This window comes from Noviherbaspirillum suwonense (assembly GCF_900182955.1).
GTDB lineage: Bacteria > Pseudomonadota > Gammaproteobacteria > Burkholderiales > Burkholderiaceae_D > Noviherbaspirillum_A > Noviherbaspirillum_A suwonense.
The window spans coordinates 59,621-86,212 of the sequence record NZ_FXUL01000001.1; the positions used below are offsets into that span (position 1 = coordinate 59,621).

The 26,592-nt window shown below is 66.0% G+C and carries 25 protein-coding genes; 8 read left to right on the forward strand and 17 right to left on the reverse strand.

What is annotated here, in order from left to right; translation table 11 throughout:
• Positions 1-70: 70 nt before the first annotated feature.
• From accB to QOL82_RS00320, 4 genes are all read right to left on the reverse strand, one after another.
• Entirely contained in the window at positions 71-526 is a 456-nt protein-coding gene (gene accB, locus QOL82_RS00305) for an acetyl-CoA carboxylase biotin carboxyl carrier protein (protein WP_283440225.1), read from the reverse strand.
• 72 nt (positions 527-598) lie between these two features.
• Entirely contained in the window at positions 599-1,036 is a 438-nt protein-coding gene (aroQ, locus tag QOL82_RS00310) for a type II 3-dehydroquinate dehydratase (RefSeq protein ID WP_283440226.1), read from the reverse strand.
• 94 nt (positions 1,037-1,130) lie between these two features.
• The gene (locus tag QOL82_RS00315; RefSeq protein WP_283440227.1) at positions 1,131-1,652 is read right to left on the reverse strand and encodes a TlpA disulfide reductase family protein; all 522 of its coding nucleotides are present in this window, start codon (positions 1,650-1,652) and stop codon (positions 1,131-1,133) included.
• Positions 1,649-2,260, reverse strand: a complete 612-nt coding sequence (locus tag QOL82_RS00320) for a hypothetical protein (protein ID WP_283440228.1) — start codon at positions 2,258-2,260, stop codon at positions 1,649-1,651. Before QOL82_RS00320 ends, QOL82_RS00315 begins: the two co-directional genes overlap by 4 nt.
• Before the next feature lie 186 nt (positions 2,261-2,446).
• On the opposite strand from QOL82_RS00320, the gene mpl reads away from it, so the two are divergent.
• From mpl to corA, 8 genes are all read left to right on the forward strand, one after another.
• Positions 2,447-3,826, forward strand: a complete 1,380-nt coding sequence (mpl, locus tag QOL82_RS00325) for a UDP-N-acetylmuramate:L-alanyl-gamma-D-glutamyl-meso-diaminopimelate ligase (RefSeq protein ID WP_283440229.1) — start codon at positions 2,447-2,449, stop codon at positions 3,824-3,826.
• 20 nt (positions 3,827-3,846) lie between these two features.
• The gene (locus QOL82_RS00330) at positions 3,847-4,431 is read left to right on the forward strand and encodes a YqiA/YcfP family alpha/beta fold hydrolase (protein WP_283440230.1); all 585 of its coding nucleotides are present in this window, start codon (positions 3,847-3,849) and stop codon (positions 4,429-4,431) included.
• A complete protein-coding gene (locus QOL82_RS00335) occupies positions 4,428-5,027 on the forward strand; it encodes a chorismate--pyruvate lyase family protein (RefSeq protein ID WP_283440231.1) in 600 nt (199 codons plus the stop codon). Before QOL82_RS00330 ends, QOL82_RS00335 begins: the two co-directional genes overlap by 4 nt.
• Before the next feature lie 4 nt (positions 5,028-5,031).
• Positions 5,032-7,134, forward strand: a complete 2,103-nt coding sequence (locus QOL82_RS00340; RefSeq protein ID WP_283440232.1) for a ribonuclease catalytic domain-containing protein — start codon at positions 5,032-5,034, stop codon at positions 7,132-7,134.
• Between the two features lie 92 nt (positions 7,135-7,226).
• Positions 7,227-8,120, forward strand: a complete 894-nt coding sequence (locus QOL82_RS00345) for a TonB C-terminal domain-containing protein (protein WP_283440233.1) — start codon at positions 7,227-7,229, stop codon at positions 8,118-8,120.
• On the forward strand, positions 8,120-8,935 hold the full coding sequence (gene aroE, locus QOL82_RS00350) for a shikimate dehydrogenase (RefSeq protein WP_283440234.1): 816 nt from the start codon (positions 8,120-8,122) through the stop codon (positions 8,933-8,935). Before QOL82_RS00345 ends, aroE begins: the two co-directional genes overlap by 1 nt.
• Positions 8,936-8,938: 3 nt before the next feature.
• Positions 8,939-9,628, forward strand: coding sequence for a monofunctional biosynthetic peptidoglycan transglycosylase (gene mtgA / locus QOL82_RS00355; RefSeq protein WP_283440235.1), 690 nt, complete (start codon positions 8,939-8,941; stop codon positions 9,626-9,628).
• Positions 9,629-10,022: 394 nt separating this feature from the next.
• Positions 10,023-10,988, forward strand: coding sequence for a magnesium/cobalt transporter CorA (corA, locus tag QOL82_RS00360; RefSeq protein WP_283440236.1), 966 nt, complete (start codon positions 10,023-10,025; stop codon positions 10,986-10,988).
• Between the two features lie 126 nt (positions 10,989-11,114).
• Here the strand turns inward: corA and gloA are convergent, their stop codons facing one another.
• The 13 genes from gloA to QOL82_RS00425 all read right to left on the reverse strand — a co-directional run bounded on the left by gloA (position 11,115) and on the right by QOL82_RS00425 (position 26,251).
• A complete protein-coding gene (gloA, locus tag QOL82_RS00365; RefSeq protein WP_283440237.1) occupies positions 11,115-11,537 on the reverse strand; it encodes a lactoylglutathione lyase in 423 nt (140 codons plus the stop codon).
• Positions 11,538-11,603: 66 nt separating this feature from the next.
• Positions 11,604-12,338 carry a M48 family metallopeptidase gene (locus QOL82_RS00370; protein ID WP_283440238.1) on the reverse strand — a complete coding sequence of 245 codons (735 nt, stop codon included), beginning with the start codon at positions 12,336-12,338 and terminating at the stop codon, positions 11,604-11,606.
• 5 nt (positions 12,339-12,343) lie between these two features.
• Positions 12,344-13,114: a lysophospholipid acyltransferase family protein gene (locus QOL82_RS00375; RefSeq protein ID WP_283440239.1), complete on the reverse strand. Its 771-nt coding sequence runs from the start codon at positions 13,112-13,114 to the stop codon at positions 12,344-12,346.
• Positions 13,115-13,151: 37 nt separating this feature from the next.
• Positions 13,152-13,748, reverse strand: a complete 597-nt coding sequence (gene gmhB, locus QOL82_RS00380; protein WP_283440240.1) for a D-glycero-beta-D-manno-heptose 1,7-bisphosphate 7-phosphatase — start codon at positions 13,746-13,748, stop codon at positions 13,152-13,154.
• Positions 13,749-13,759: 11 nt separating this feature from the next.
• Entirely contained in the window at positions 13,760-15,856 is a 2,097-nt protein-coding gene (gene glyS, locus QOL82_RS00385) for a glycine--tRNA ligase subunit beta (protein ID WP_283440241.1), read from the reverse strand.
• A gap of 27 nt (positions 15,857-15,883) precedes the next feature.
• Positions 15,884-16,795: a glycine--tRNA ligase subunit alpha gene (glyQ, locus tag QOL82_RS00390; protein WP_283440242.1), complete on the reverse strand. Its 912-nt coding sequence runs from the start codon at positions 16,793-16,795 to the stop codon at positions 15,884-15,886.
• Positions 16,796-17,684: 889 nt separating this feature from the next.
• Positions 17,685-19,220: an apolipoprotein N-acyltransferase gene (lnt, locus tag QOL82_RS00395; protein ID WP_283440243.1), complete on the reverse strand. Its 1,536-nt coding sequence runs from the start codon at positions 19,218-19,220 to the stop codon at positions 17,685-17,687.
• A 91-nt stretch (positions 19,221-19,311) separates the two neighbouring features.
• Positions 19,312-20,205: a CorC family transporter gene (locus QOL82_RS00400; protein WP_283440244.1), complete on the reverse strand. Its 894-nt coding sequence runs from the start codon at positions 20,203-20,205 to the stop codon at positions 19,312-19,314.
• Between the two features lie 90 nt (positions 20,206-20,295).
• Positions 20,296-20,760: an rRNA maturation RNase YbeY gene (gene ybeY / locus QOL82_RS00405; protein WP_283440245.1), complete on the reverse strand. Its 465-nt coding sequence runs from the start codon at positions 20,758-20,760 to the stop codon at positions 20,296-20,298.
• Positions 20,744-21,793 (reverse strand): PhoH family protein, encoded by a 1,050-nt coding sequence (locus QOL82_RS00410; RefSeq protein WP_283440246.1) that lies wholly within the window; start codon positions 21,791-21,793, stop codon positions 20,744-20,746. Before QOL82_RS00410 ends, ybeY begins: the two co-directional genes overlap by 17 nt.
• 44 nt (positions 21,794-21,837) lie before the next feature.
• On the reverse strand, positions 21,838-23,175 hold the full coding sequence (gene miaB / locus QOL82_RS00415; protein WP_283440247.1) for a tRNA (N6-isopentenyl adenosine(37)-C2)-methylthiotransferase MiaB: 1,338 nt from the start codon (positions 23,173-23,175) through the stop codon (positions 21,838-21,840).
• Positions 23,176-23,181: 6 nt separating this feature from the next.
• Positions 23,182-23,520, reverse strand: a complete 339-nt coding sequence (locus tag QOL82_RS00420; RefSeq protein ID WP_283440248.1) for a hypothetical protein — start codon at positions 23,518-23,520, stop codon at positions 23,182-23,184.
• A gap of 127 nt (positions 23,521-23,647) precedes the next feature.
• Complete coding sequence (locus tag QOL82_RS00425; protein ID WP_283440249.1) at positions 23,648-26,251, reverse strand: VCBS domain-containing protein; 2,604 nt, start codon at positions 26,249-26,251, stop codon at positions 23,648-23,650.
• Positions 26,252-26,592: the final 341 nt, after the last annotated feature.

The following is a 26,592-nucleotide window of genomic DNA, read 5'->3' on the forward strand; positions in this document are numbered from 1 at the left end:
CAGCGTTAGTGGAGACGAAAAGCGGCAGCGGACGGGCGCGCCGGCATGGCCAGGCGCGCCGGGCCCGTCGTCATCCGATGATGAACAGCGGCTGACCGAACTCGACTGGCTGGCCGTTCTCGACCAGGATTTGCTGGACCACACCGGAGGCATCGGCGTCGATTTCATTGAGCAGCTTCATCGCCTCGATGATGCACAGGGTGTCGCCTTCCTTGACGGTGGCGCCGACTTCGACGAACGGCGGCGTGCCCGGGGACGCGGCGCGGTAGAAGGTGCCGACCATCGGCGATTTGACGACATGGCCGGTGGGTGCGGCGTCGACCACGGCGGCGGGCGCTGCCGGCAGCGGTGCGGCGGCAGGTTGCTGCGGCTGCATTGCCTGGGGTTGCATCATGACCAGCTGGTTGGCCGGCGATGCCGAGGATTTAACGATGCGGACCTTGCTTTCGCCTTCGGTGACTTCGAGTTCGGCGATGTCTGATTCTGCGACCAGGTCGATCAAGGTCTTCAGTTTACGTAAATCCATGGGAGCCCCTCAAAATATTCGTGTGTGCAAAAATCGACAGAGTATAGGTCGATTAAGTGTAATTATTGGAAATTAAAGCTTTTTAAGCGCGAAATCGATCGCGGCGCCATAGCCCTCGGTCCCGAGTCCACAAATGACCCCGACTGCGATCTCGGACAGGAAGGACTTGTGCCGGAACGGCTCGCGCTTGTGGATGTTGGAAATGTGGACTTCGATGAACGGTATCGCGACGCCGGCCAGCGCATCGCGCAGCGCAACGCTGGTATGCGTGAGGCCGCCGGGATTGATGATGATCGCATCGACCTGCTCGCCGCGCGCGGCCTGGATGCGGTCGATCAGTGCGCCTTCATGATTGCTCTGAAAGCTGGCGAGAACCGCTTGTGCGGAAGCCGCCTGCTTCTTCGCTGCTGCCTCGATGTCTGCAAGTGTTGTCGATCCGTACACTTCCGGCTCGCGGATTCCCAGCAGGTTCAGGTTGGGACCGTTGAGCAGGAGTAGATTTTTTGCCATCGAGGTCGGTTTTCAAATCACGAAGTTGGCGGCATTTTGCCGTTAAATGCAGAAGATTGGCAAGGAAAATGCTGGCGGAGCACGGGAAGCGGCGCTACATCGCGGCGATATCCCGGCGCAGCTCCTCCATTTTCAGCCGGCCCAGGTAGGTCTTTTTCACGTTCCCGGATGCATCGACCAGTACCGTGAACGGCAGGCCGCCGGCCTGGTTGCCCAGCTGGCGCGACAGTTCCGAACCTTCCATGCCGGCCACATACAGCGGGTAGCCGATCTTGTACTTGTCGGCGAAGGCGCTGATGTTGGCCGGATTATCTATGCCGATGCCAAGGATCTGCACATTCTTCGGCTGCAGTTCCTTCTGCAGCGCGGTCAGCTCGGGCATTTCCTCGACGCAGGGCGCGCACCATGTCGCCCAGAAGTTGAGCACCAGCGGCCGGCCTTTCCATTGCTTCATCTCGGCCGGCGCGCCGGCGGCATCCGGCAGGGTGCGGCTGTAGAACTGGTCGACGGCGCTCGGCGTGGCCGGACCGGACTGGAACTGGCGCGCGCCGAACCAGGCGCCAGCCGCGCAGAAGACGAGCGCCACCGCCAGCATCGGCAAATAGGACCGCTTCATTGGCCGGCTTTCGCCAGCAGCGCGCGCACTGCCTCCAGGTTGGCCCGTTCGGGCCGTTCAGGGTCGGCCGGCTTGCGGGCGGCGCGCCTGTCGTTGTAGTCGTAGAGCGCCAGGTGCACGCCGTCGCTGCCGCGCAGGAAGCTCAGGGTCTCGACCGGCTCGCCGCGCTTGTGGAAATGCGGCGACTCCGACACTTCGAACTGGACGTTCCTGTTCATCAGGAAGACCGCGACATCCTTCGCGTTTTCGACGAACAGCTGCAGATGGATGTCGGACTGGTCGCCGGCGGTGCCGTTGAGCACCGCCCCGGTCAGGTAAGGCGTGAATTCGGCAAGCTCTTCCATCAGCTGCACGGCCAGCTTGCGCAGGTGCAGCAGCCGGGCCGGCTGGGTCTCGGAAAAAAACAAATCGTTATATACCCGCACTTCATCCTCTATTTGTGCATTGTCGGGCAGAATGTCGCCCCTGGCCCGGACGTCGCCCAGTATCTGGCGGGCGGCGCGGCGCTTTGCGGTGCCATAGTCGGCGCCGTCCTCCGCGATCATGCGGGCGGCGGCGGCGGCGATCTCGGCACGCAGCAGTTCGATCTCTGTGGGTTGGCTGGTCATGGCGTCATGCGGTAGGCAGGGCGGGTAGGGCCTGCGTGGCGGAAGCGCTGCGGCTGCAACGCGCGGGCAAGCGGTCCATGCTGGCATCGCCGGTCGCGCGTTTCGCTATCGCAGGCTTCTACCGTGCAGGCTCCTGGCTGCTGCGGGTCGGGTAAAATCGCGGTGTCTTCAATCCGAAATTGTACAATGCATATACATATCCTTGGCATTTGCGGCACATTCATGGGTGGCCTTGCCGTGCTGGCCCGCCAGGCTGGCCACAAGGTGACCGGCTGCGACGCCAACGTCTACCCGCCGATGAGCACCCAGCTCGAGGAACAGGGCATCACGCTGATCGAGGGCTACGGCGCCGACCAGACCGCGCTGCAGCCCGACCTGTATGTAATAGGCAATGTCGTTTCGCGCGGCAATCCGCTGATGGAGGAAATCCTCAACCGCGGCCTGCCCTATACGTCCGGCCCGCAATGGATAGGCGAGCACATCCTGCGCGAACGCTGGGTGCTGGCAGTCGCGGGCACCCACGGCAAGACCACCACCTCGTCCATGCTGGCCTGGATACTGGAAGACGCCGGCTACGACCCCGGCTTCCTGATCGGCGGCGTGCCGATGAACTTCGGGATCTCGGCGCGGCTGGCGGGCAAGGGCGGCGCATCGTCCTTCTTCGTGATCGAGGCCGACGAATACGACACCGCCTTCTTCGACAAGCGCAGCAAGTTCGTGCATTACCATGCCCGCACCGCGGTGCTCAACAACCTCGAATACGACCACGCGGACATCTTCCCCGACCTCGCCGCCATCGAGACCCAGTTCCATCACCTGGTGCGCACCGTGCCCGGCGTCGGCCGGCTGGTGGTCAATGCGCGCGAACCGGCCTTGCAGCGCGTGCTGGCGCGCGGCTGCTGGAGCGAGCGCGAGCTGTTCGGCGCCGGCGACGGCACCGGCTGGACGCTCGTTACGCATGACGACGGCAGCTTCGACGTGGCGCTCGACGGCGCCGCGCTCGGCACCGTGCGCTGGAGCCTGGGCGGCGAACATAACCGGCTCAACGCGCTGGCCGCGATCGCCGCGGCCCGCCATGTCGGCGTGCAGCCGGCGCAGGCGATCGCCTCGCTGTCCCGCTTCGAGAGCGTGAAGCGGCGCATGGAAGTGCGCGGCACGGTGAACGGCGTGACCGTCTACGATGATTTCGCGCATCATCCGACCGCGATCGCGACCACGGTGGCCGGGCTGCGCAGGCAGGCGGGCGGCGCCCGCATCCTGGCGGTGCTGGAGCCGCGTTCCAACACCATGAAGCTGGGCGCGATGAAGGATGCGCTACCCGGCAGCCTGGCCGACGCCGACCTGGTCTACGGCTACGGCGCGGCGAGCGGCAAGGACGCGCTGGGCTGGAGCCTGGCCGAAGCGCTGGCGCCGCTGGGCGAGCGGGCCTCGGCCTTCGACGATATCGATGCGCTGGTGTCGGCCATCGCGCGCGACGCCCGGCCCGGCGACCTGGTGCTGGCGATGAGCAACGGCGGTTTTGGCGGCGTCCACCAGAAGCTGCTGGACGCGCTGGCGCGCCGCTGAATGCCGATGCCCGCGCCGACATGATCCTTTACCTGCATGGATTCCGCTCCTCGCCGCAGTCGTTCAAGGCGCAGATGCTGGCCGACCGGCTGCAGGCCCTCGGCCGCGGCGGCGAATACCAGTGCCCGCAGCTGCCGCCGTCGCCCGCCGCCGCCATCGCGCTGGCGCAATCGCTGATCGCCGCGCAGCCGCCGGAACGGCTGACGCTGATAGGCTCGTCGCTGGGCGGCTACTATGCGACCTGGCTGGCCGAGCAGACCGGCTGCCGCGCAGTGCTGCTGAACCCGGCGGTCGCGCCGCCGCAGGATCTTGCGAAGTATGTCGGCACCACCACCGCCTGGCACAGCGGCGAGCCGTTCGAGTTCAAGGCTGAATACATCGACGAACTGCATGCGCTGGCGGTGCCGCGCATCAGCCGTCCCGAGCGCTATTTCCTGGTCGCCGCCACCGGCGACGAAGTGCTCGACTGGCGCGACATGGCCGCGCACTATGCGGCCGCCAGGCAGCTGATCGTCCAGGGCAGCGACCATGGCCTGTCGGATTTCGCCAGCCAGATGGACGCGGTGCTGGCCTTCTGCGACGGCGCGCCGGGGAAGGCCGCGTGAACCGCTGGCTGCGGCACGTGGCGGCTGCGCATGCCGCGCCGGCATTGCGCGAATGGCTAGTCTCGCCCGGCTCGCTGACCAGGCGGCTGCGCGCGCACTGCGAACGCTTCGACGTCCGTCTACTGCGGCAGGGCGCGGCTGCCTGCCTGCCGGACCAGGCATCGGCCATCGGGCTGGCCGGCACGGGCCGCGTGCTCGAGCGCGAAGTGCTGCTGGTGTGCGACGGCATCCCGGTCGTTTATGCGCAGACCGTGGTGCCGGCCGGATGCATCCGCGCCCACTGGCCCTTTTTCAATGCGCTTGGAAGCCGCTCGCTGGGCTCGGCGCTGTTCCACGACCCGCGCATCGAGCGCGGCGCGCTGCAGCATGCGCGGCTGTCGGGCCGCCATCCGCTGCTGCGTCGCGCGCTGGCCGCGCTGCCGCCGCCCGCGCCGGGCGACTTGCATGAGCCGCATGGCCCGGCCGCCATGCTGCATGCGCGCCGCTGCCTGTACCGCCGGCGGCGCGGCCTGCTGCTCGTGACCGAACTTTTCCTGCCGGCGATAGCGCAGCTGATGCCGCGCCGGCGTATCCCTACCGAACCAGACAGGCAGTAATCTGATGAATCTATTTTTCGAAGAGTCCGGCGATTTCAAGGCCGGCGCGGTGCTTTCGCAGCAGGGCGAGGCTTACCAGGTCGAACTGCCGACAGGCAAGCGCACCAAGGTCCGCGCGCGCGACGTGCTGCTGCAGTTCGCCGCGCCGACGCCGGCCGACATGCTGGCCGCCGCGCACCAGGTGGCCGAGGAAGTCGACCTCGACTTCCTGTGGGAAGTCGCCGGCCAGGAAGAGTTCGGTTTCGCCGAGCTGGGCGCCGAGTATTTCGGCCACGCGCCGCTGCCGCACGAAGCGGCCGGGCTAGTGCTGAAGCTGCATTCGGCGCCCATCTACTTCCATCGCAAGGGCCGCGGCCGCTACAAGGCCGCGCCGGAAACGGCGCTGAAGGCTGCCCTGGCCGGGCTGGAAAAGAAGCGCCAGCAGGCGCTGGTGCAGGCCGCCTATGTCGACGAGCTGAAGGCCGGCCGCCTGCCCGATGCGATGAGGCCGCTGACCACGCAGCTGCTGTTCAAGCCGGACAAGAACAGCATCGAATACAAGGCGCTCGACGCCGCCGCCAGTGCGCTGCAGACCACGCCGCAGCGGCTGATGCTGTCGGTCGGCGCGATCGCCTCGCCGAGGGAATTGCACCTGACCCGCTTCCTGCTGGAGAATTTCCCGAAGGGCACCGGCTTTCCGCGGGTGGCGATTCCCGCGCGCCCGGCGCTGCCGGTGGCCGAGGTCGAGGCATTCTCGATCGACGATGTCACCACCACCGAGATCGACGACGCGTTTTCCGTGGTGCGGCAGGCCGACGGCCTCGTGAAGGTCGGCATCCACATCGCCGCGCCCGGCCTCGGCATCGAGCGCAACGATGCGATCGACGCGATCGCCCGAGCGCGCATGTCCACCGTCTATATGCCGGGCGACAAGATCACCATGCTGCCCGATGAACTGGTGCAGGCCTATACGCTGGCCGAGGGCCAGGACTGCCCGGCGCTGTCGCTGTACCTGACGCTGGACCCGGCCGACTGGCGCGTGGTCTCCAGCGAGACCCGGATCGAAGCGGTGCCCATCGGCGCGAACCTGCGGCACAACGACCTCGACGCGCTGGTCACCGAGGAAAACCTGGCGGCGGGCGCCGGCGAATACCGCTACAAGGACGAGATCGCGCTGCTGTGGCAGTGGGCGCAGTCGCTGGAAAAGGGCCGCATGGCCAAGCGCGAGTCCTTCGGCCTCAAGCCCGAGCAGAACAACCGGGTCGACTTCAACTTCTATGTCGAGGACGACGTCGTCACGATCAGCCGCAGGAAACGCGGCGCGCCGCTGGACAAGATCGTCGCCGAGCTGATGATCCTGGCCAACAGCAGCTGGGGCAAGCTGATGCATGACCATGGCGTGCCCGGCATCTACCGGGCGCAGGGCGGCGGCAGCGGCGGATGGGCCACGCGGATGCAGGTGCGCATGGTCACCCATGCCGCCCCGCACCAGGGCCTGGGCGTCGACCAGTACGCGTGGAGCACGTCGCCGCTGCGGCGCTACACCGACCTGGTCAACCAGTGGCAGATCATGGCCTGCGTCCAGCATGGCGTGACCGCGCCGCTGGTGGCCACCTTCAAGCCCAAGGACGCCGACCTGTATGCGATCGTCTCGGCCTTCGACGGCGCCTATGCCGCCTATGCCGAGTTCCAGTCGGCGATGGAGCGTTACTGGTGCCTGCGCTGGCTGAGCCAGGAACAGGCGCGGCAGGTGGAGGCCGTGGTGCTGAAGGACGAGATCGTGCGCCTGGTCGAGATCCCGCTGGTGCTGAAGCTGCCCGGCATGACGCCGCTGGCGCGCGGCACCGGCGTCAAGCTGGACCTGCTGCGCTGGGACGAGGTCGATTTGTCGGTCGAGGCGCGGCTGCTGGAAGTCGAGGCCGGCCCGGGCGACGCGTCGGTGGCCGACGCCGAAGATGCGCTGGCCGACGAGGAAGAGCTGGCGGCAGGCATGCCGCCGCTGGACCCCGACCCGGCGCAGCAGACCGAGGCGGCGGATGCCGCGGCCGCGGCCCATGCCGCAGTCGACGCAGTCGAATCCGGCCCCGCCGAAGGCGATGCCAGCGACGCGGCGCCGGCGGCCGCCTAGGCCGACGCTGCATGCCGCGCGGCAAAGCGCAGCCGCGCGGCCAGCCCTTTGGCGTAAAATCGACGTCCCGATGAATCCTGACTAAGCCGCGCGTGAAGCATTTTCTACAAGACCGCACCCTGGTAATCGCCGTTGTCATTTCCGTGCTGCTGCATGGTCTGCTGCTGGCGGTGCGTTTTGCCGCACCCGAGCCGGTGCGCTTCAAGCCGGTCGACCCCGGCCTGGAAGTCATCCTGGTCAATGCCAAGCATGACAAGAAGCCGGTCAAGGCCGAGGCGCTGGCGCAGGCCAATCTCGATGGCGGCGGCAATGCCGACGCCGGCCGCGCCAAATCGCCGCTGCCCAACCTGAAGAAGTCAGAGGACGGCGACAACATCAAGGCGGCGCGCCGCCGCGTGGCCGAACTGGAGCAGCAGCAGAAGGTGCTGGCGCAGAATGCGAAGAAGACCCGCACCACAGCGCCCAAGACCACGCCGCAGGAGTCGCCCAACCCGGCGCCGCCGACGCCGGCCGCGCCCGACGACAATGAAAACAGCCGTGCGCTGGCGCGTGCCGAGGCCGAGATCAACCGCCAGATCGAGGACTACAACAAGCGCCCGCGCAAGACCCAGATCACGCCCAGCACCCGCGAGGTCGGTTATGCGATGTACTACAGCCAGCTGCAGAAGCGCATCGAGAACATCGGCACGCTCAACTTCCCGCAGCAGAACGGCAAGAAGCTGTACGGCGAGCTGGTGATCTATATCCCGGTGTTCCAGGACGGGACGATCTACGACAAGGAAGGCGGCCCGCGCGTCGAGCGTCCGTCCGGCAACCCGGCGCTGGATGAAGCGGCGCTGCGCATCGTGCGCCGCGCCGCGCCGTTCGGCCGCTTCCCGGAAAACATGCGCACGACAGGCAAGGACGACGTCTGGGAAATCATCACCCGCTTCAAGTTCACCCGGGACGACGCGGTGCAGACCGAACTGCGCGGAGGAAGCAACTGATGGCCGACAGGTACGCGGTGATAGGCAACCCGGTGGCGCACAGCAAGTCGCCGGAAATCCATGCGCGCTTTGCGCAGCAGACCGGCGAGCCGATCAGCTATGAGCGCCTGCTGGCGCCGCTGGACGGGTTCGATGCGACCGTCGCCGCGTTCATGGAAGCGGGAGGGCGCGGCGCCAACGTCACCGTGCCGTTCAAGCTGCAGGCCCATGCGCTGGCGACCGAGCTGTCGGTGCGGGCGCAGGCGGCCGGCGCGGTCAATACGCTGCGCTTCACCGACGGCGTCATCCATGGCGACAACACCGACGGCGTCGGCCTGGTGACCGACATCGTCCAGAACGCCGGCGTGGCGCTGCATGGCAAGCGGCTGCTGCTGCTGGGCGCGGGCGGCGCCGCGCGCGGCGTGCTGCTGCCCCTGCTGGAGCAGCAGCCGGCCGAGCTGGCGATAGCCAACCGCACGGTGGACCGTGCCGAACTGCTGGTGCAGGAATTTTCAGCGCCGCACGGCGTGCTGCGGGCTACCGGCTATGACGCGCTCGATGGCGAATACGACATCGTCATCAATGCCACGTCCGCCAGCCTTGCCGATGCGCTGCCGCCGCTGGAGGGCCGGGTGTTCGCCGCCGGCGCGTTTGCGTACGACATGATGTACAGCCGCGACGCCACGCCCTTCATGCGCTTCGCCGCCGGCCATGGCGCCGCGGTGCGCGACGGGCTGGGCATGCTGGTCGAACAGGCGGCGGCGTCCTTCCTGGTCTGGCGCGGCGTGCGGCCCGACACGGCCCCGGTGCATATTGCACTGCGCGCGCTGCTGTAGCCGATGCTGCGCAAGCTGCTGTTCTGGGTGGTCCTGCTGCCGCTGGCCCTGGTGCTGGCGCTCCAGCTGTATTTCTTCCTGCAGATAGGCTGGTGGGTCGAGCACAACCCGACCTCCAGCAGCTTCATGCGCCAGCAGCTGGCCGAACTGCAGAAGAGCGATCCGAATGCCCGCCTGAAATTCGAATGGGTCGATTACGAGCGCATCTCGGGCAACCTCAAGCGCGCCATCATCGCGTCCGAGGACGCCAATTTCTCCGGCCATGAAGGCATAGACTGGGAAGCGCTGCAAAAGGCCTATGAAAAAAACACGAAGCGCGGCAAGGTCGTGTCGGGCGGCTCGACCATCACCCAGCAGCTGGCGAAGAACCTGTTCCTGTCGGGCGAGCGCAGCTACCTGCGCAAGGGACAGGAAGTGGTCATTGCCTACATGCTCGAATACTGGATGGACAAGGAACGCATCTTCGAGATCTACCTGAACATGGTCGAGTGGGGCAACGGCGTGTTCGGCGCGCAGGCCGCGGCCCGCTATTACTACGGCGTGCCGGCGGCCGCGCTGTCGGCCAGCCAGGCCGCCAGGCTGGCGGTGATGCTGCCCAACCCGCGGTATTACGATGCGCACCGGCAGTCTCCTTACCTGGTCCGGCGCACCGGGCTGATCCTCCGGCGCATGGGTTCCGCGGAGCTGCCGTAGCTGTTTTCATCATCGAAATGCGGCGCATCGGGCAGCGTCGATATGACGGGCGCATGACCGGGCCGGCCTGTTTTCAGGGGGTGTTGCGCCGGTCTGCATTCGTGCCGTGTTATGACTTGCCTGCGCATGGCCTTGTCAGTACACTTGCGCTGTTTTTGTTTCCGGAGAACCCGACTTGGGTAGTCCCTTTTCAGACAGGCAGCCATCGTCGCATGGCAGGTCGGCGAGTTAGCGCTGCGGAGTTCCCCCAATCGCCGCTCGCCATGAAATCTTACGGTGGGCGGGCGCATCAAAGGCCATATCGGCCGCGTTCCCTGATTTTGTTTCAACCCTTCCGGGCAGTCCAGCCGGAGGTGGCGCCGCACGTGCCGACGCACGGCGGGCGGGAGGTCAGATGATCAATGTATTCGTGCTGCAAAACGGCCGGCTGAGCCAGGTCAACATCAACAGCCGCGACGACCTGGTGCAGGCAGTGCCGGTCTGGGTGGACCTGACGGACCCGAACGACGAAGAACGCAACTGGGTAAGAAGCATCTACGGCGTGACCCTGCCGGGCGAGGACGAGGTCAAGGACATCGAGGCCTCGGCCCGCTACTACGAAGCCGAGAACGGCGACCTGCACCTGCGCACCGACTTCCTGCTGGAAGAGGACGACGGCCCGGCGCGGGTGGTGACGGTGGCCTTCATCCTGGCCCGCGACATGCTGTTTTCCGTGCATACCGACGACCTGCCGGTGTTCCGCCTGGTGCGCATGCGCGCCCGCTCGCGGCCCGGCTCCATCGCCGACTACAAGGACGTGCTGCTGGACCTGTATGCGACCGATGCCGAGTATTCGGCCGATGCGCTGGAAGGCATCTACCAGAGCCTCGAGGAAGTCAGCCGCAGCGTGCTGCAGAAGGATTTCACCGACCAGGACGCGGCCGCATCGCTGAATGCGATCGCGCAGGAAGAGGACTTGAACGGCCGCATCCGGCGCAACATGATGGATACCCGGCGCGCGGTCAGCTTCCTGATGCGCGGACGGCTGCTCAATGCCGACCAGTTCGAGGAAGCACGCCAGATCCTGCGCGACATCGAGTCGCTCGACGGCCATACCGCCTTCCTGTTCGACAAGATCAACTTCCTGATGGACGCCACCGTCGGCTTCATCAACATCAACCAGAACAAGATCATCAAGATCTTCTCGGTGGCCTCGGTCGCCTTCCTGCCGCCGACGCTGATCGCCAGCATCTACGGCATGAACTTCAAGATCCTGCCGGAACTGAACTGGGACTTCGGCTATCCGTTCGCGATCGTGCTGATGGTGGCGAGCGCGATCACGCCGTTCTGGTATTTCCGGAAGCGCGGCTGGTTGAAGTAGGGGATGGTCCGCATCGCAGGGTGTAATGACCGGAGGGCATTACACCCTGCGATGCCGGAAGCTGGCGGGTGAGCGTGGAGAAGGTGTAATGCGCTGTCGCTCATTACACCCTGCGGATTCTTTGGATTACGCCGTCTCTTCCTTCTTGTGCAGCCCGGACGATTGTTCCGGCCGTTCGATCAGCTCGACCTTGTAGCCGTCCGGGTCGGCCAGGAAGGCGATCACGGTGCTGCCGCCCTTGACCGGGCCGGCTTCGCGGGTCACGGCGCCGCCGGCGGTGCGGGCGGCGTCGCAGGCTTTCTTCGCGTCGTCGACGCCGACCGCGATGTGGCCGTAGGCGGTGCCCATCTCGTAGCTTTCCACGCCGTAGTTATAGGTCAGTTCAAGCTCGGCATGCTCCGGGTTGCGGCCATAACCGAGAAAGGCCAGCTTGTATTTGTACTCGGGGTTGTCGCTGGTGCGCAGCAGTTGCATGCCCAGCACATTGGTATAGAAGTCGATGGAGCGCTGCAGGTTTCCTACCCGCAGCATGGTGTGCAGCAAGCGCATGATTGTCCTCTGGTGATGCGGCAAAAGTGCATTTTAACCGCAGCGCGCAAGTCCTGCGCCGGCCCGTCAAAACACTGGCAGCATCTCCGGCCCGCGCTCGCGCAGCACCTTGCGCGCCGCCGCATAGTCGGGAAAGACCGACGCCACCAGCGCCCAGAAACGCGGGCTGTGGTTCATCTCGCGCAGGTGCGCCAGTTCGTGCGCGATCACGTAGTCGATCTGCGCCTGGCCGAAATGCACCAGCCGCCAGTTCAGCCGGATGATGCCCTTGGCCGTGCACGAACCCCACTGGGTACGCGCCGACGTCAGCTTGAATGCGCAGTACTGCACGCCCAGCTGCATCGCATACAGCGGCAGGCGCTGCGCGAAAAGGGCATGCGCCTGCCGCTGCAGCCAGTCGCGGACGGTATCCTTCAGCGCCTGCTCCTGCGCGCCTTCGGGCAGGTGGACAGCCAGCTCGCCGGCGCTTTCGTCATGGTGCACGGCCACGCTGTGGGCCGACGCCGGCCGCACCCGCAGCGTCAGCGCGCCGCCGAGATAGGGCAGGCGGGCGCCGTCGCGCCATTCCATCTGCTGCCGGGCGCGCTCGACCGCGCGTTCCCCGCGCTCCTGCAGCTTGGCCAGTATCCACGTTTCCTTGCTGTGGATCGCCAGCTCGATGTCGCGCAGCAGCACCCAGCGCGGGGCGGTGACGCGCAGGCCGCTGTCGCTGATCACGAAACCGATGGTGCGCCGGGTCGAGCGCTGCAGCGTGTAGTCGATCTGCTTGCTGCCCAGTTGCAGCCGGCGCTGGCCATTCACCGCAGTCACCTGATAGGCGCTGCCGCGGCGGGCGTGCGTTCGGACGCATAGACCGCCGGCGAGATGACCCGCATCTCGGACTCGATCCAGGTCTCCACCTTCTGCATCAGCTCGTTGGCGGTGAGGCCTTCGGGCGAGATCGGCTTGCCGATCGACACGGTGATCAGGCCGGGCTTCTTGATGAAGGAATTGCGCGGCCAGCATTCGCCGGAGTTCATCGCGATGGGCACGACCGGCGTGTTGGTCTCGACCGCGAGCCGGGCGCCGCCGCCCTTGTACTTGCCCTGGCGTCCGACGGCGCTGCGCGTGCCTTCGGGGAACATGATGATCCACTGGCCGTCGGCCAGCCGGCGCCGGCCGTGGGCGACGATCTGCGCCATCGCGTCCTTGCCCTTGCTGCGGTCGATCGGGATCATGCGCAGCAGCGCGATGCCCCAGCCGAAGAAGGGAATATAGGTGATCTCCTTCTTGAACACGTAGACCAGCGGCCGCGGCATGTTGCACAGGTAGAAGATGGTTTCCCAGGCCGACTGGTGCTTGGACAGCAGCACCACCGGCGCGTCGGGAAGGTTCTCGTAGCCGCGCACTTCATAGCGGATGCCGCAAACCACGCGCGCGGCCCAGATCACGAACACGTTCCATCGCGAGGTCCAGTAATAGCGGTTGGGATAGGACATCGGCGCGAACAGGAAGCACAGCGGCGCCCAGATCACGGTGGCGATCAACATCAGCAATGCAAACACCAGCGAACGCAAAAACAGCATCAGGCGGGACATTCAATCTCCATGGGTTATCAATCGCGTCGCCGGGGCATCATGCCTGCCGGCGCCGGCCATCCTTTTGCGGCGTGATTTCGTCGACCGGCAGCGGCTTGCTGTCCTTTAGCAGGCTGTCGACCACGCTGGCAAGGTCGGAAAAGACCAGCGTGCCGGGCGGCAGGCCGCCCTTGGCGCGGGTGCGCTCGCCCTTGCCGGTCAGGACCAGGTAGGGCACGCAGCCGACGCCGTAGCCGGCCTGCAGGTCGCGCAGCGAGTCGCCGACATTGGGGACGCCCTTCAGGCTGACGTTGAAGCGGCTGGCGATGGTCTGCAGCATGCCGGGCTTGGGCTTGCGGCAGTCGCAGTTGTCGTCGGCCGCATGCGGGCAGTAGAAGATGGCGTCGACATCGGCGCCGGCCTGGTGCGCGGCCGCGTGCAGCTTCTGGTGGATGGCGTTGAGCGTCTTGACGTCGAACAGGCCGCGCGCGATGCCGGACTGGTTGGTCGCTACCACGACCCGGTAGCCGGCCTGGTTCAGGCGCGCGATCGCTTCCAGCGAGCCGGGTATCGGCACCCATTCCGCCGGCGACTTGATGAAGTCGTCGGAGTCCTGGTTGATGACGCCGTCGCGGTCCAGAATAATCAGCCTCATGCGTGCTCCGGTCAGGCGGCCAGCTTGGAAATGTCGGCCACGCGGTTCATCATGCCGTGCAGTTCCGACAGCAGCGCGATGCGGTTGTTGCGCAGGCTGGCATCCTCGGCCATCACCATCACGTCGTTGAAAAACGCGTCGACATCGCCGCGCAGCCGCGCCAGCCCCTTCAGCGTGGCGGCAAAGTCGCCGCTTGCGTAGGCGGCGTCGACGGTGGGCTTCAGGCTGCTCATCGCCGCATGCAGGCCCTGCTCGGCGTTCTCCTGCAGCAGCCCGGCCTGCACCGCGGCGCCGGCCACGTCGGCCTTCTTCAGGATATTGGTGATGCGCTTGTTGGCCGCGGCCAGCGCCTCGGCTTCCGGCAGCGCGGCGAATGCCTGCACCGCCTGCAGGCGCAGCACGATGTTGTCCAGCAGTTGCGGCTGCTGGGCGACGACGGCCTCCACCTCGTTCTGGGTGAAGCCGCGCTCGCGCAGCAGGCCGCGCAGCCGGTCGTACAGGAAGGCGGTGACGTCGGCCACCGGGTCCTTGAAGTTGGTGTTGCCGGCGAACAGCGCGGCGGCGGCCTGCAGCAGCGACGACAGCGCCAGCGGCAGGCGCTTCTCGACCAGCATGCGCAGCACGCCCAGCGCATGGCGGCGCAGCGCGAACGGGTCCTTGTCGCCGGTGGGCGCGAGGCCGATGCCCCAGATGCCGACCAGGGTTTCGAGCTTGTCGGCCAGCGCCACGACGGTGCCGGTCATGGTGGACGGCAGCGCGTCGCCGGCGAAGCGCGGCTGGTAATGCTCGGAAATCGACAGCGCGACTTCTTCGGGCTCGCCGTCATGGCGGGCATAGTAGGTGCCCATGATGCCCTGCAGCTCGGGGAACTCGCCGACCATGTCGGTCAGCAGGTCGGTCTTGGCCAGCATCGCCGCGCGCGCGGCCAGGTCGCCGTCGGCGCCCAGCATGCCGGCGATCTCGACCGCCAGCGCGGTGACGCGGCCGGTGCGTTCGCCCTGCGTGCCCAGCTTGTTGTGATAGACGACATTGGCCAGGCCCGGCACGCGGTCGGCCAGCTTCTTCTTCTTGTCCTGCTCGAAGAAGAACTTGGCGTCCGACAGGCGCGGGCGCACCACGCGCTCGTTGCCGGAAATGATGTGGACGGGATCGGCGGTCTCCAGGTTGGAGACGATCAGGAAACGCGAGCGCAGCTTGCCGGCGGCATCGGTCAGCGCGAAATATTTCTGGTTGGTCTGCATGGTCAGGATCAGGCATTCCTGCGGCACCGCCAGGAATTCATCCTCGAAATGGCAGGCATAGACCACCGGCCATTCGACCAGCGCATTGACTTCGTCGAGCAGCGACTCCGGCATCAGGATGCTGTCCTCGCCGGCGGCGGCCACGAGGCCGGCGCGGATGCGTTCGCGGCGCGCCTCGACGCCCGGGATCACCCGACCCTCGGTTTCCAGCGTGGCCGCATAACTGTCGGCATGGCCGATCACGATTTCGCCGGGCGCGAGGAAGCGGTGGCCCAGGGTCACGTTGGACGCGTCCAGTCCCAGCAGCGAGATCGGCACGACCTGGTCGCCATGCAGCGCGATGAGCTTGTGCACCGGGCGCACGAACTGCACGGTGGCGCCGTCGGGCCGCTGGTAGCTCATCACCTTGGGGATCGGCAGCTTGGCGACCGATTCCTCCAGGCTGGCCTGCAGGCCGGATTGCAGCGGCGAGCCGGGCGCGGTGTAGGTGAAGAAAAAGCTGTCGGCCTTGCCGTCGGCGGCGCGTTCGAGCTGCTCCAGGCCGATCTGCGGGACGCCGGCGGTGGCAGCCAGCGCCGCGAGCTTCTTGCCCAGCGGCGCGCTCGGATTGCCCTGTGCGTCGAGCGCGACCGACACCGGCAGCACTTTCTCGCGGATGGACTTGTCGGGCGAGCCGGCGCGCACGCCGGTGATGGTCACGGCAAGGCGGCGCGGGGTGGCATACGCGGTGTAGGCGGCGCCGTCGTTCAGGAAGGCGCGGTTTTTCAGGCCGTTGAAGAGGCCGGCGGCAAAGGCCGCGCCCAGCTTGGCCAGCGCCTTCGGCGGCAGTTCTTCGGTCAGCAGTTCGACGAGTAAGGTCTGATTCATTTTTATCGTGGTCAACAGGGCAGTGGATCAGGCGGCGGCGCGGCTGTCGCCGCACATCGGGAAGCCCAGCGTTTCGCGGGATTCGTAATAGGCCTGGGCCACCGCGCGCGACAGGTTGCGGATGCGGCCAATATAGGCTGCGCGCTCGGTCACCGAGATCGCGCCGCGGGCGTCGAGCAGGTTGAACGTGTGCGCGGCCTTCAGGATCATTTCGTAGGCCGGCAGGGTCAGCGGCACGGCCAGCAGGCGCTTGGCTTCGGCTTCGTAATTGGTAAACAGCGAGAACAGGAACTCGGCGTTGGAATGCTCGAAGTTGTAGGTCGACTGCTCGACCTCGTTCTGGTGGAACACGTCGCCGTAGGTCAGCTTCTTTGTCACCCCATGTTCTTCCCGGGTGGTCCACACCAGGTCGTACACGTTTTCCACGCCCTGCAGGTACATCGCCAGCCGCTCGATGCCGTAGGTGATCTCGCCCAGCACCGGCTTGCAGTCAAGGCCGCCGACCTGCTGGAAATAGGTGAACTGCGTCACTTCCATGCCGTTGAGCCAGACTTCCCAACCCAGTCCCCAGGCGCCCAGCGTCGGGTTTTCCCAGTCGTCCTCGACGAAGCGCACATCGTTCTGCGTCAGGTCCAGGCCCAGCGCCTTCAGCGAGCCGAGATAGAGGTCGAGGATGTTTTCCGGGGCTGGCTTCAGCACCACCTGGTACTGGTAGTAGTGCTGCATCCGGTTCGGGTTTTCGCCGTAGCGGCCATCCTTGGGCCGGCGCGACGGCTGCACATAGGCGGCCCGCCATGGCTCCGGCCCGATCGCGCGCAGGAAGGTCGCGGTGTGCGAGGTGCCGGCGCCGACTTCCATGTCGTAGGGCTGCAGAAGCGCGCAACCCTGCGCGTCCCAGTACTCTTGCAGGGTGAGGATGACTTGTTGAAATGTGAGCATATTATTTTTCTGCTGGCGGGAGCAGGGAAGTGGTTGTTGCTGTGAGGCGGAACGAAGGGTGGATTCTAGCGTTTTTTAGGCGCCTTCGGCGAAATGGGGGTGGCCAATGGCGCATTAGGCAGTTAGCCCCGCGCAGCGACCGTTGCAGTTGCAGTTGCAGTTGCAGTTGCCGTTGGTTTTTGAAGTGGCCTTTGACGTGGATCCCCGTTAGACGGCGACGCGTCGCCAGAGACTGAAACGGATAAAGAAGCGTCGGCTGTCTGAGCGCAGCGAGTTTCCGACGCTTCCCGTTTCAGTCCCTGGCGGCGCGTGCAGTCCGTGCGCAGCACGGACCGCCGTCGTAGGGGCCGCCTTTTTTGCCCCACTTTTTTGGCGGAGCAAAAAAGCGGGTCGGCTGCCGGGCCGAACACCCGGCTATTCCCCACGGCAGTGAAGCCTCAATGTTTCATCCGTCAGCAGACGCAGCATCGGCGCCTTGCGCTGTGGCGCGTGTTCCTGACGTGCAGCCGTCGCAAACTGCAGAAGCGGCTTCGCGACAGTACGCCGGCTGGCGGATGAAGCAATACCGGCTGGCCTGCCGGACGACCTAGCCGGGTTTCGGCCCGGCAGCCGACCTACTTCTCTTGCTTCGCCAAGAGAAGTAGGCAAGAGAAGGCGACCCCGGAGATGCCGCCCCGCTGCGCGGGGTGCCCACGCCGCTGGCACCGAAATCGGGAAGCGTCCGAAACTCGCTTCGCTCAGACAGCGGACGCTTCTTTATCCGATTTCGGCACCAGCGACGTGGCGTCATCAACGGGGATTCACGTCAAAAGCCGCGTCAAAAACAACTGCAACGGCAACGGCAACGGCAACGGTCGCTGCCGGGGGCGTCAGCTGCAACCGCAACTGTCTACGATTTTTGCTCGCGCCGCCTGAGCCAGATAGCACCCAGCAGCAGCACCGCCGCCGTCAGCACCGGCACGTTGCCCAGCAATATATACGGCGTATAGCCGCTCATGCCCTGCACCTGTCCCGACAGCACATCCTTCGTATAGGGCTGCAGCTGCGCCTGCACCCGGCCGCGGGCGTCGACGATGGCGGTGGCGCCGGTGTTGGTCGCGCGCAGCATCGGGCGGCGGGTCTCCAGCGAGCGCATCTGCGAGATCTGCAGATGCTGCGGCAGCGCGATCGAGTCGCCGAACCAGGCGATGTTGGAGACGTTGAGCATCATGGTCGGCTGCGGCCGGCCGGAGAAATAGCTGGCGGCGATCTGGTCGGCGATTTCCTCGCCGAACAGGTCTTCGTAGCAGATGTTGGGCAGCACCCACTGGCCGGCCGCGCTGAACGGCGCCTGCACCACCGCGCCGCGGGTGAAGTCGCCGAGCGGGATATGCATCATGTCGACGAACCAGCGGAAGCCCGGCGGGATGAATTCGCCGAAGGGCACCAGGTGATGCTTGTCGTAGCGGTAGTTCCGCGCGCCGTCCATGCCCAGCCCCAGCAGGCTGTTGGCATAGCTGCCTGGCCCGTCGCTGACCGGCACGCCGACCAGCAGGTTGCTTTTCGACTGGCGGGCAAAGGTCGCGAGCAGCTCCAGGTAATCGGGCGGCAGCGCATGCGCCATCATCGGCAGAGCGGTCTCGGGCGTGGCGATCAGGTCGGCGCGGGCCTCGGTCAGCATGTCGTGGTACAGCGCCAGCGTGTCGTTCGCGGTGTCCGGGTTGAACTTCATTTCCTGCGGCACGTTGCCCTGCAGCAGCCGCACCGAGATCGGCCGGCCGTGCGGGCTGGTCCAGGCCAGCTGGTCCAGCGCGAGGCCGGCGACCATCACCGCCGCGCCCAGCGCCAGCGCCAGCCGGCGGCGTCCGGCAAACGCCAGCACCGCGCAGGCCGCCAGCAGCGCCGCCAGCCAGCCTATGCCGTAGACGCCGACGAGCGGCGCATAGCCGGCCAGCGGGCTGCTCACATGCGCATAACCGGACACGATCCAGGGAAAGCCGGTCGCGACCCAGTTGCGCAGCCATTCGCTGATCGCCCAGAGCGGCGGGTAGACCAGCAGCAGCGTCGCAGCCGGCGACAGCGCGCAGCGCAGCCGCAGCCAGGTGCCGGCGGCCATCGCCATACCGGCATACAGGGCCATGGCCGCCGACAGCAGCAGCACCGCGGCAATCGCCATCGGGCCGGGCAGGCCGCCGTAGTCGTGCAGGCTGGTGTAGAGCCAGTGGGTGCCGGCGACCATCCAGCCGAAGCTGAAGCTCCAGCCGACCAGCGCGCTGCGGCGCACCGCGGTCTGCGCGACCGCCAGCCACAACAGCACGGCGAGGCTGGCGATCTGCACCGGCCACCAGGTCAGCGGCGCAAAGGACAGGACGGCGGTGGCGCCGGCCAGCATCGCCCACAGCGGCGACCAGCGCGACAGGGCAGGGGACAGGGTTTCGGAAGGCATCCGTGCAGATTCGGGTAAGGGTTGGCGTTGCGGGCGGGCATGGCTGCGGCGCTGCGCGGCGGCAGCGCCGGTGCGGCCGGGACGGCCGTCGTCAGAGATTGTCTTCGTCCTGGACGGCGGCCTGCTGCGGCAGTTTTTCCACCAGCAGCACATGCACCTGCCGGGCGTCGGCCCGCATGACTTCGAAGCGCAGGCCGGCCAGGTCGAAGGTTTCGCCCTTGCGCGGCATGCGGCCCAGGTGGCCGGCGATCAGGCCGCCGATGGTGTCGACGCCCTCGTCGGCGAAATGGCTGCCGATCGCGTCGTTGAACTGCTCGATCTCGGTCAGCGCCTTGACCCGCCAGCGCGGGCCGAGCGGGCCGTCCTTGAGCGCGAGGATGTTGTCCTCTTCCTCGTCGAAGTCGTATTCGTCCTCGATGTCGCCGACGATCTGCTCCAGCACGTCCTCGATGGTGATCAGGCCGGCGACGCCGCCGTACTCGTCGACCACCACCGCCATGTGGTTGCGGTTGGCGCGGAAATCGCTCAGCAGCACGTTCAGGCGCTTGGCCTCGGGAATGAAGACCGCCGGGCGCAGCATGCCGCGCACGTCGAACGATTCCTCGGCGTAATACCGCAGCAGGTCCTTGGCCAGCAGGATGCCGACCACGCGGTCGCGTTCGCCGTCGACCGCCGGGAAGCGCGAGTGCGCGGTTTCGAGCACCAGCGGCATCCAGGCCTCGATCGGCTTGCTGATGTCGACCATGTCGACCTGCGAGCGCGGGACCATGATGTCGCGCGCGGCCAGGTCGGAAACCTGGAACACGCCCTCGATCATCGACAGCGCGTCGGCGTCGATCAGGTTGCGTTCATGCGCGTCATGCAGGATTTCCAGCAGTTCGGCGCGATTTTCTGGCTCGGGGGAAATGAGTGCGGTCAGGCGTTCGAGCAGTGACCGGTGGGGTTTGGCGTCAGGGAGTTTGGCGCTACTGGGATAGTCTTGCATATGGCGTATTGCCGTCGTTTTGGTGGGGAATAGGATACAACAAATGGCTGGACCGCCAACATTTCTGCCGGGCGGCCTTGAGGCGGCGCATCAGCCCTGGCGTTCGAGGTAGGGGTTGGCGATGCCCAGTCCGGCCAGGATCTCGATTTCCAGCGCCTCCATTTCAGTCGCCTCGGCATCGTCCTCGTGGTCGTAGCCCTGCGCATGCAGCACGCCGTGGACGACCAGGTGCGCTGCATGGTCGGCGATGCTCACGCCCTGTTCGGCGGCTTCCTTCTCCAGCACGTCGGTGCACAGGATGATGTCGGCCTGGGTGACCTCGGCTTCCTGCTCCTCGGTGTAGGCGAAGGTCAGCACATTGGTCGCGTAGTCCTTGCCGCGGTAATCGCGGTTCAGCGTGCGGCCTTCCTCGGCATCGACGAAGCGCAGCGTCAGTTCGGCCGGCGCCAGCAGCGCCGCCTGGACCCAGCGCCGCGCGTCGGCCCGTGCCACGTGCGCGCGGGCGCGCGGGTCGGCATATTGCAGCGACAGCGTGAGCTTATTTTTTGGCGGCATTGCTGAACGTCGCTGCGATGGCGCTGGCCTCGCCGGCCGACTCGTAGGCGTCGACGATGCGCGCCACCAGCGGGTGGCGCACGACGTCGGTGCTGTTGAAGTGCGTGAAGGCAATGCCGCGCACGTCCTTGAGCACCGCGGCGGCATCGATCAGGCCGGATTTCTGGTTGCGCTGCAGGTCGATCTGCGTGACGTCGCCGGTCACCACCGACTTGCTGCCGAAGCCGATGCGGGTCAGGAACATCTTCATCTGTTCCGGCGTGGTGTTCTGCGCCTCGTCGAGGATGATGAATGCATGGTTCAGCGTGCGGCCGCGCATGTAGGCCAGCGGCGCGATCTCGATCGCCTGCTTCTCGAACATCTTCTGCACGCGGTCGAAGCCCATCAGGTCGTACAGCGCGTCGTACAGCGGGCGCAGGTAGGGGTCGACCTTCTGCGCCAGGTCGCCCGGCAGGAAACCCAGCCGCTCGCCGGCCTCCACCGCCGGCCGCGTCAGCACGATGCGCTTGACCGCGTCGCGCTCCAGCGCATCGACCGCGCAGGCCACCGCCAGGTAGGTCTTGCCGGTGCCGGCCGGGCCGATGCCGAAGGTCACGTCATGTTCCAGTATCGACTTCAGGTACTGGTTCTGGTGCGGCGTGCGGCCGCGCAGGTCGCTGCGGCGGGTCTTCAGCACCGGGGTTTCGACGGCGGGAAGCTCCTCGCTGTCGGGCTCGGGCTTCTTGGTCAGGATGGCCGGCTTTTCGACCGCCTGCGCCAGGTTGGCGCGCTGCTCGACCAGCGCCAGCTGCACGTCCTCGACCGAGACCGGCTTGTCGGCGATCGCGTAGAACTTCTGCAGGATGTCGACCGCGCGTTCGGCATTGGCGCCGGAGACGATGAAGCGTTCGCCGCGCCGGAACAGGGTCACGTCGAGCGCCGCCGAAATCTGGCGCAGGTTTTCATCCATCGGGCCGCACAGGTGGGCGAGGCGGTTGTTATCGACCGGCTGCGGTTCGAAATGCATCGGTTGCTGCGGTGTCTTGGTCTTCAAATCGGGGTCTTGTCGGTAATCTTCAGTGGTAGTGGAGAGAGTGTTCAGGACGCCACAAGTTCGCCCCGCAGTGAATATGCGTACGATTCGGTGATGCGCAAGTCCAGCATCCGGCCTGTCAGCCGCGCGCCGTCGGGGCCGGCGTCGAAATTGACGACCCGGTTGTTCTCGGTGCGTCCCTGCATCTGCAGCGCGTCCTTCTTCGACGGGCCTTCGACCAGGATGCGCTGCACCGTGCCGACCATCGCGTCGCTGATGCGCCGGGTGTTTTCGGCAATCGCCGCCTGCAGGCGCACCAGCCGCTTCTGCTTCACCTCGTGCGGGGTGTCGTCCTGCAGGCTGGCCGCCGGCGTGCCGGGGCGCGGGCTGAAGATGAAGGAAAAGCTGTTGTCGTAGCCGATGTCGGCGATCAGCTTCATCATCGCCTCGAAGTCGGCATCGGTCTCGCCCGGGAAGCCGACGATGAAGTCGGAGGAAATGGCGATGTCGGGCCGCACTTCGCGCAGACGGCGGATGATGGACTTGTATTCCAGCGCCGTATAGCCGCGCTTCATCGCCGCCAGCACCTTGTCCGCGCCGTGCTGCGCCGGCAGGTAGAGGTGGCTGACCAGCTTGGGCACGCGCGCATAGGTGTCGATCAGGCGCTGGGTGAATTCCTTCGGATGGCTGGTGACGTAGCGGATGCGCTCGATGCCGTCGAGTTCGGCAATGTATTCGATCAGCAGCGCGAAGTCGGCGATCTCGCCGTCGGCCATTTCGCCGCGGAAGGCATTGACGTTCTGCCCGAGCAGCGTGATTTCCTTCACGCCCTGCGCTTCCAGCCCGGCCACTTCGGCCAGCACGTCGTCGAAGCGGCGGGACACTTCCTCGCCGCGGGTGTAGGGCACTACGCAGTAGCTGCAATACTTGCTGCAGCCTTCCATGATGGAAACGAAGGCGGTCGGTCCGTCCACCTTGGCCGGCGGCAGGTGGTCGAACTTCTCGATCTCGGGAAAGCTGATGTCGACCTGCGAGCGTCCGCTGTCGCGCCGCTGCTGCAGCATGGCCGGCAGCCGGTGCAGGGTCTGCGGGCCGAACACCAGGTCGACATAGGGCGCGCGCTTGACGATCGCGTCGCCTTCCTGGGAAGCGACGCAGCCGCCGACGCCGATGACGAGGCCGGGGTTGGCGCGCTTCAATTCCTTGACGCGGCCGAGGTCGGAAAACACTTTTTCCTGCGCCTTTTCGCGCACCGAGCAGGTGTTGAACAGGATGACGTCGGCATCGTCCGGCGTGTCGGTGCGGACATAGCCATCGGCTTCATGGAGCACATCCACCATCTTGTCCGAGTCGTACTCGTTCATCTGGCAGCCGAAGGTCTTGATGAAAACTTTTTTTTGCATGGAATCTTATTGCTGCTTGGGCAGGGGCACGCTGGCTTCGGCCGGACTCAGTATCCAGACCCGGTTGACGTTGCCTTCATTGTCTTCGGTGTAATTCACGACAAACTGGCGGCCTCTCAGCGTCACCGGCATGTCGATCATGTTGTTTTCGTTCTTGATCCATGCGCCGGCGGACAATCTTCGTTCGGCGCCATTGATCTTTACCGTGGGGAAGTCGACATTCGACATGTCGCCGCGCTTGGTCTGCGGCGGGAACAGCCGGTCCAGCGCATGGGCCGGCGCGGAGAGCGCCAGGCCCAGGGCGATGCAGGAAAGAATGCGGGGAAGGACGCGATGCGACCGCATGGGCCAGCTCCGAAAACGTGAAAAATCAGGAGTTTATCGCAATCGGGGCCGCCACGCCCGATTCCCTGGGCATGCCGTTCGAGCCCCAGGTCCTCGCCGGCCCGGCGCCGGATCCCCGCCGGCGCCGTCAGGCCGCGTAAATATGCACATCGAGAAAGGTATTGTCAGGGTAGAGCAGGGCGCTGTCCTGCACGAAGATCCCGCCGGCCGGGATGGCGGCGAGGGCGGGGTCGAGCGGCGAACTGAAATTTTCCACCGGATGCGTCGGGCTGCTGGCCGGCTGGTGATAGAAATACGCTGCCGAGTCGCCCGAGCCGCCGTCGAACGTATAGGGAAAGTCCTCCAGGTAGTAGCCGCTGAGTGATGTGCCGTCCGAGAACGAGATCACGTCCGGCAGGCTGCTGCGCAGGAACTGCCAGTCTTCCGCGATCCACACCTTGCCCATTTCGAGCAGCGGCGGTTCCAGTTCCGAGGCCGAGGCCGGGAGGTTGCCGTACAGCGCGACCGGATTGAGCGTCGGATTGGAAAACGCCACTTTCAGGAACTCGTCGGTCTCGGAGCGCCCGCCCGACAGCGTATCGAGGATGCTGGTGGTCGAGATGGTGAAGTCGCCCCGGAGCCCGTTGTCGTCCGTGTAGCTGGCGGTGATTTCCCTTTCCGTCGTCAGTCCGGCGCGCGGATGGATCTCGGTGACGGCCTCGATCGTTTTGACCAGCGGCGTATCCAGCGCGGTGGGCGCGGCCACGCCGCGGTTGGGGATCCAGGAGCCGAAGTAGATGAGGTCGCCGACATTGGCCACGTGGTTGCCGTCCACGTCCAGAAACGCGACGGAGGGCGCTGCGCCGCGCATGCCGGCCTCGGCGAGGATCTCGTAACTTATGCCGCCGACGGGCAACGTCGGCCTCTCGCCGGTCCCTTCGATCGTGATGTCGACGTCCTGCGACACGGTCGATCCATGATGGTCGTCGATGGTGACCCGGAATTTCTCGGTGACGGTCTGGCCTGCCGCCAGCGACTGCGCCGCGCTGTTGTCCAGGTCGTAGCGCCATCCGGCGGACCCGGCGGCGCCGTCGCTGCCGGTGTCGGTAAACGGCCCGGCCGAGAACGTGCCGAGCGGCGGCGCGTTGCCCGCCGGCGCGTAGCTCAGGGTCGCCGTATGCGTATCGCCGCGGTCCGCGTCGGTGAAGGTCACCAGGCCGGTCGCGCTCAGCGAGTCGGTGGTGGCGGGCGTGGTGTCGGCGTCTTCCGTCACTTTTCCGGCCTGCGCCGCGCTGGTCAGCACCACTGCGCTGTTTTCATTCGCGCCCAGGATACTGATCGTCACCTGTGTTGCGGTGCCGTCGGCGCTGGCGACCGCGAACGTGTCGGTATAGGTCGTTCCGCCGATGAATTCGTCATGCGCGGAACTGGCGGCGTAGGTCCAGGCGCCGTTCGCGCCGATGCCGAACGTGCCGTACTGGCCTGCCGTCGCGGCCTGCTGCACGAAGGTGGCGGGATCGTCGACGTCGCTGATGGCAAGCGTGCCCGAGGTGCTGATGGCGGCGGCGGTGTCGCCTTCGACCAGATTGGCCACGCCTGTGCCCAGCGTGGCGGCGTCATTGGCGCCCTTGATCAGGATGGTGACCGTTTGCGCGGTGCCGTCGACCGTCCTTGCCTGGAATGTGTCCTGCAGGGTCCCACCCGCGTTGAGCGCCTGCACCGTGCCGTCGGTGTCGCTGAGCGTGTAGGTCCATGCGCCGCCGGCCGTCATCGCGTAGCTGCCATGGCCGCCGGCGCTGGCCTGGCCGGCAGCCACTGGCAGGAAGCTGTTCGCCGGGTTGTCGATGTCGGTGTCGGTCAGGTTCCCGGTGGCCGTGGGCATGCCGGGAAGCGCGTTCGCGACGCCGCCCGCTTCCGTCACCGTGCCGGTGCTTGTGCCGGAGATCACGGCGGCATCGTTGACGGGAGTGACATTCACGTTCACGACAGCGCTGCGGACATCGCCATCGGCGTCGGTCACCGTGTAGCGGAAGGTGTCCGGCCCGGCGTAATTCGCGGCGGGCGTGTAGACGAAGCTTGCACTCTGCCCGCTTGCAGGGTGCGTCAGGTCCAGCGCGGCGCGGGTCACGGCGCCGTGCGCTCCCTGCGTGAAAGCGACGCTCGCGGCCAGGTCGGGAATGCTGTCGTTCGCCAGCACATCGATGCTGGCGCTGCGCGTGTCTTCCGCGGTCGTGAGCGTATCGGCCGCCAGCACCGGCCGCTGGTCCACGGGGTCGAGAGCCATGCCATCCACGCGCACGTTGAAAGTTTCGATTCCGGCGGCGGTCAGGCCGAATGCCTTGAACGCAAACGGTGGCGCCTCCCTGCCTGCCTGCGCAAGGAATGACAGGTAATGCGCAATATCGGCCTGGACGCCACGATCGATCCATTGCGCGTAGCTGAATTGGATCACCAGCTGATCGGCGCCGCCGTTGCCGGCATAGTTGTCCCTCACGCCGATGTTCTGGCTCATGTTGTAAATCAATGTGTCATTTCCGGCGCCGCCCAGGACGATATCGGCGCCCCCCAGCCCATCGATGACATCGTCGCCGCTATTGCCGAAAATGATGTCGTTCTTCGAGGTGCCGACGAGGTTGCGGTTGCCCAGGTCGCCGTCGTTGATGACGTTCGCGCCCGTTCTTGCCTGTGCGCTGATGTCGAATGTCGATGTCGATGTCGATGTCGATGTCGTTGTGGTCGTTGTGGTGGCCATGGTGGAATCCTGATTCAATTAGGGCGTGCAGGAGCACCTTGATGAAGGCGCATTCTGGTCACCCGGTTCGGCACTTTGTTTTGCAGCCGGAAAGTCGGGCATCGGCTGCGCCCGGGTCGAGGCGCCAGGTAGGGAATGCGAGGCGCCGGATCATTCGCCGGACGACTCAATATAGAAAACATGTACCATCAGTACAAGGTAAAAGTTAACCAAAAAGGTAAATATTGGGCCGCGTGCGGCGCGGTACGCGCCCACCCCGTCTTCCGGTTTCGCGGATTGGCACGCGCCGCCGCAATAGCACCATTGCAATCCGGCGCCGCTATCGTTCACGATGAACCCAT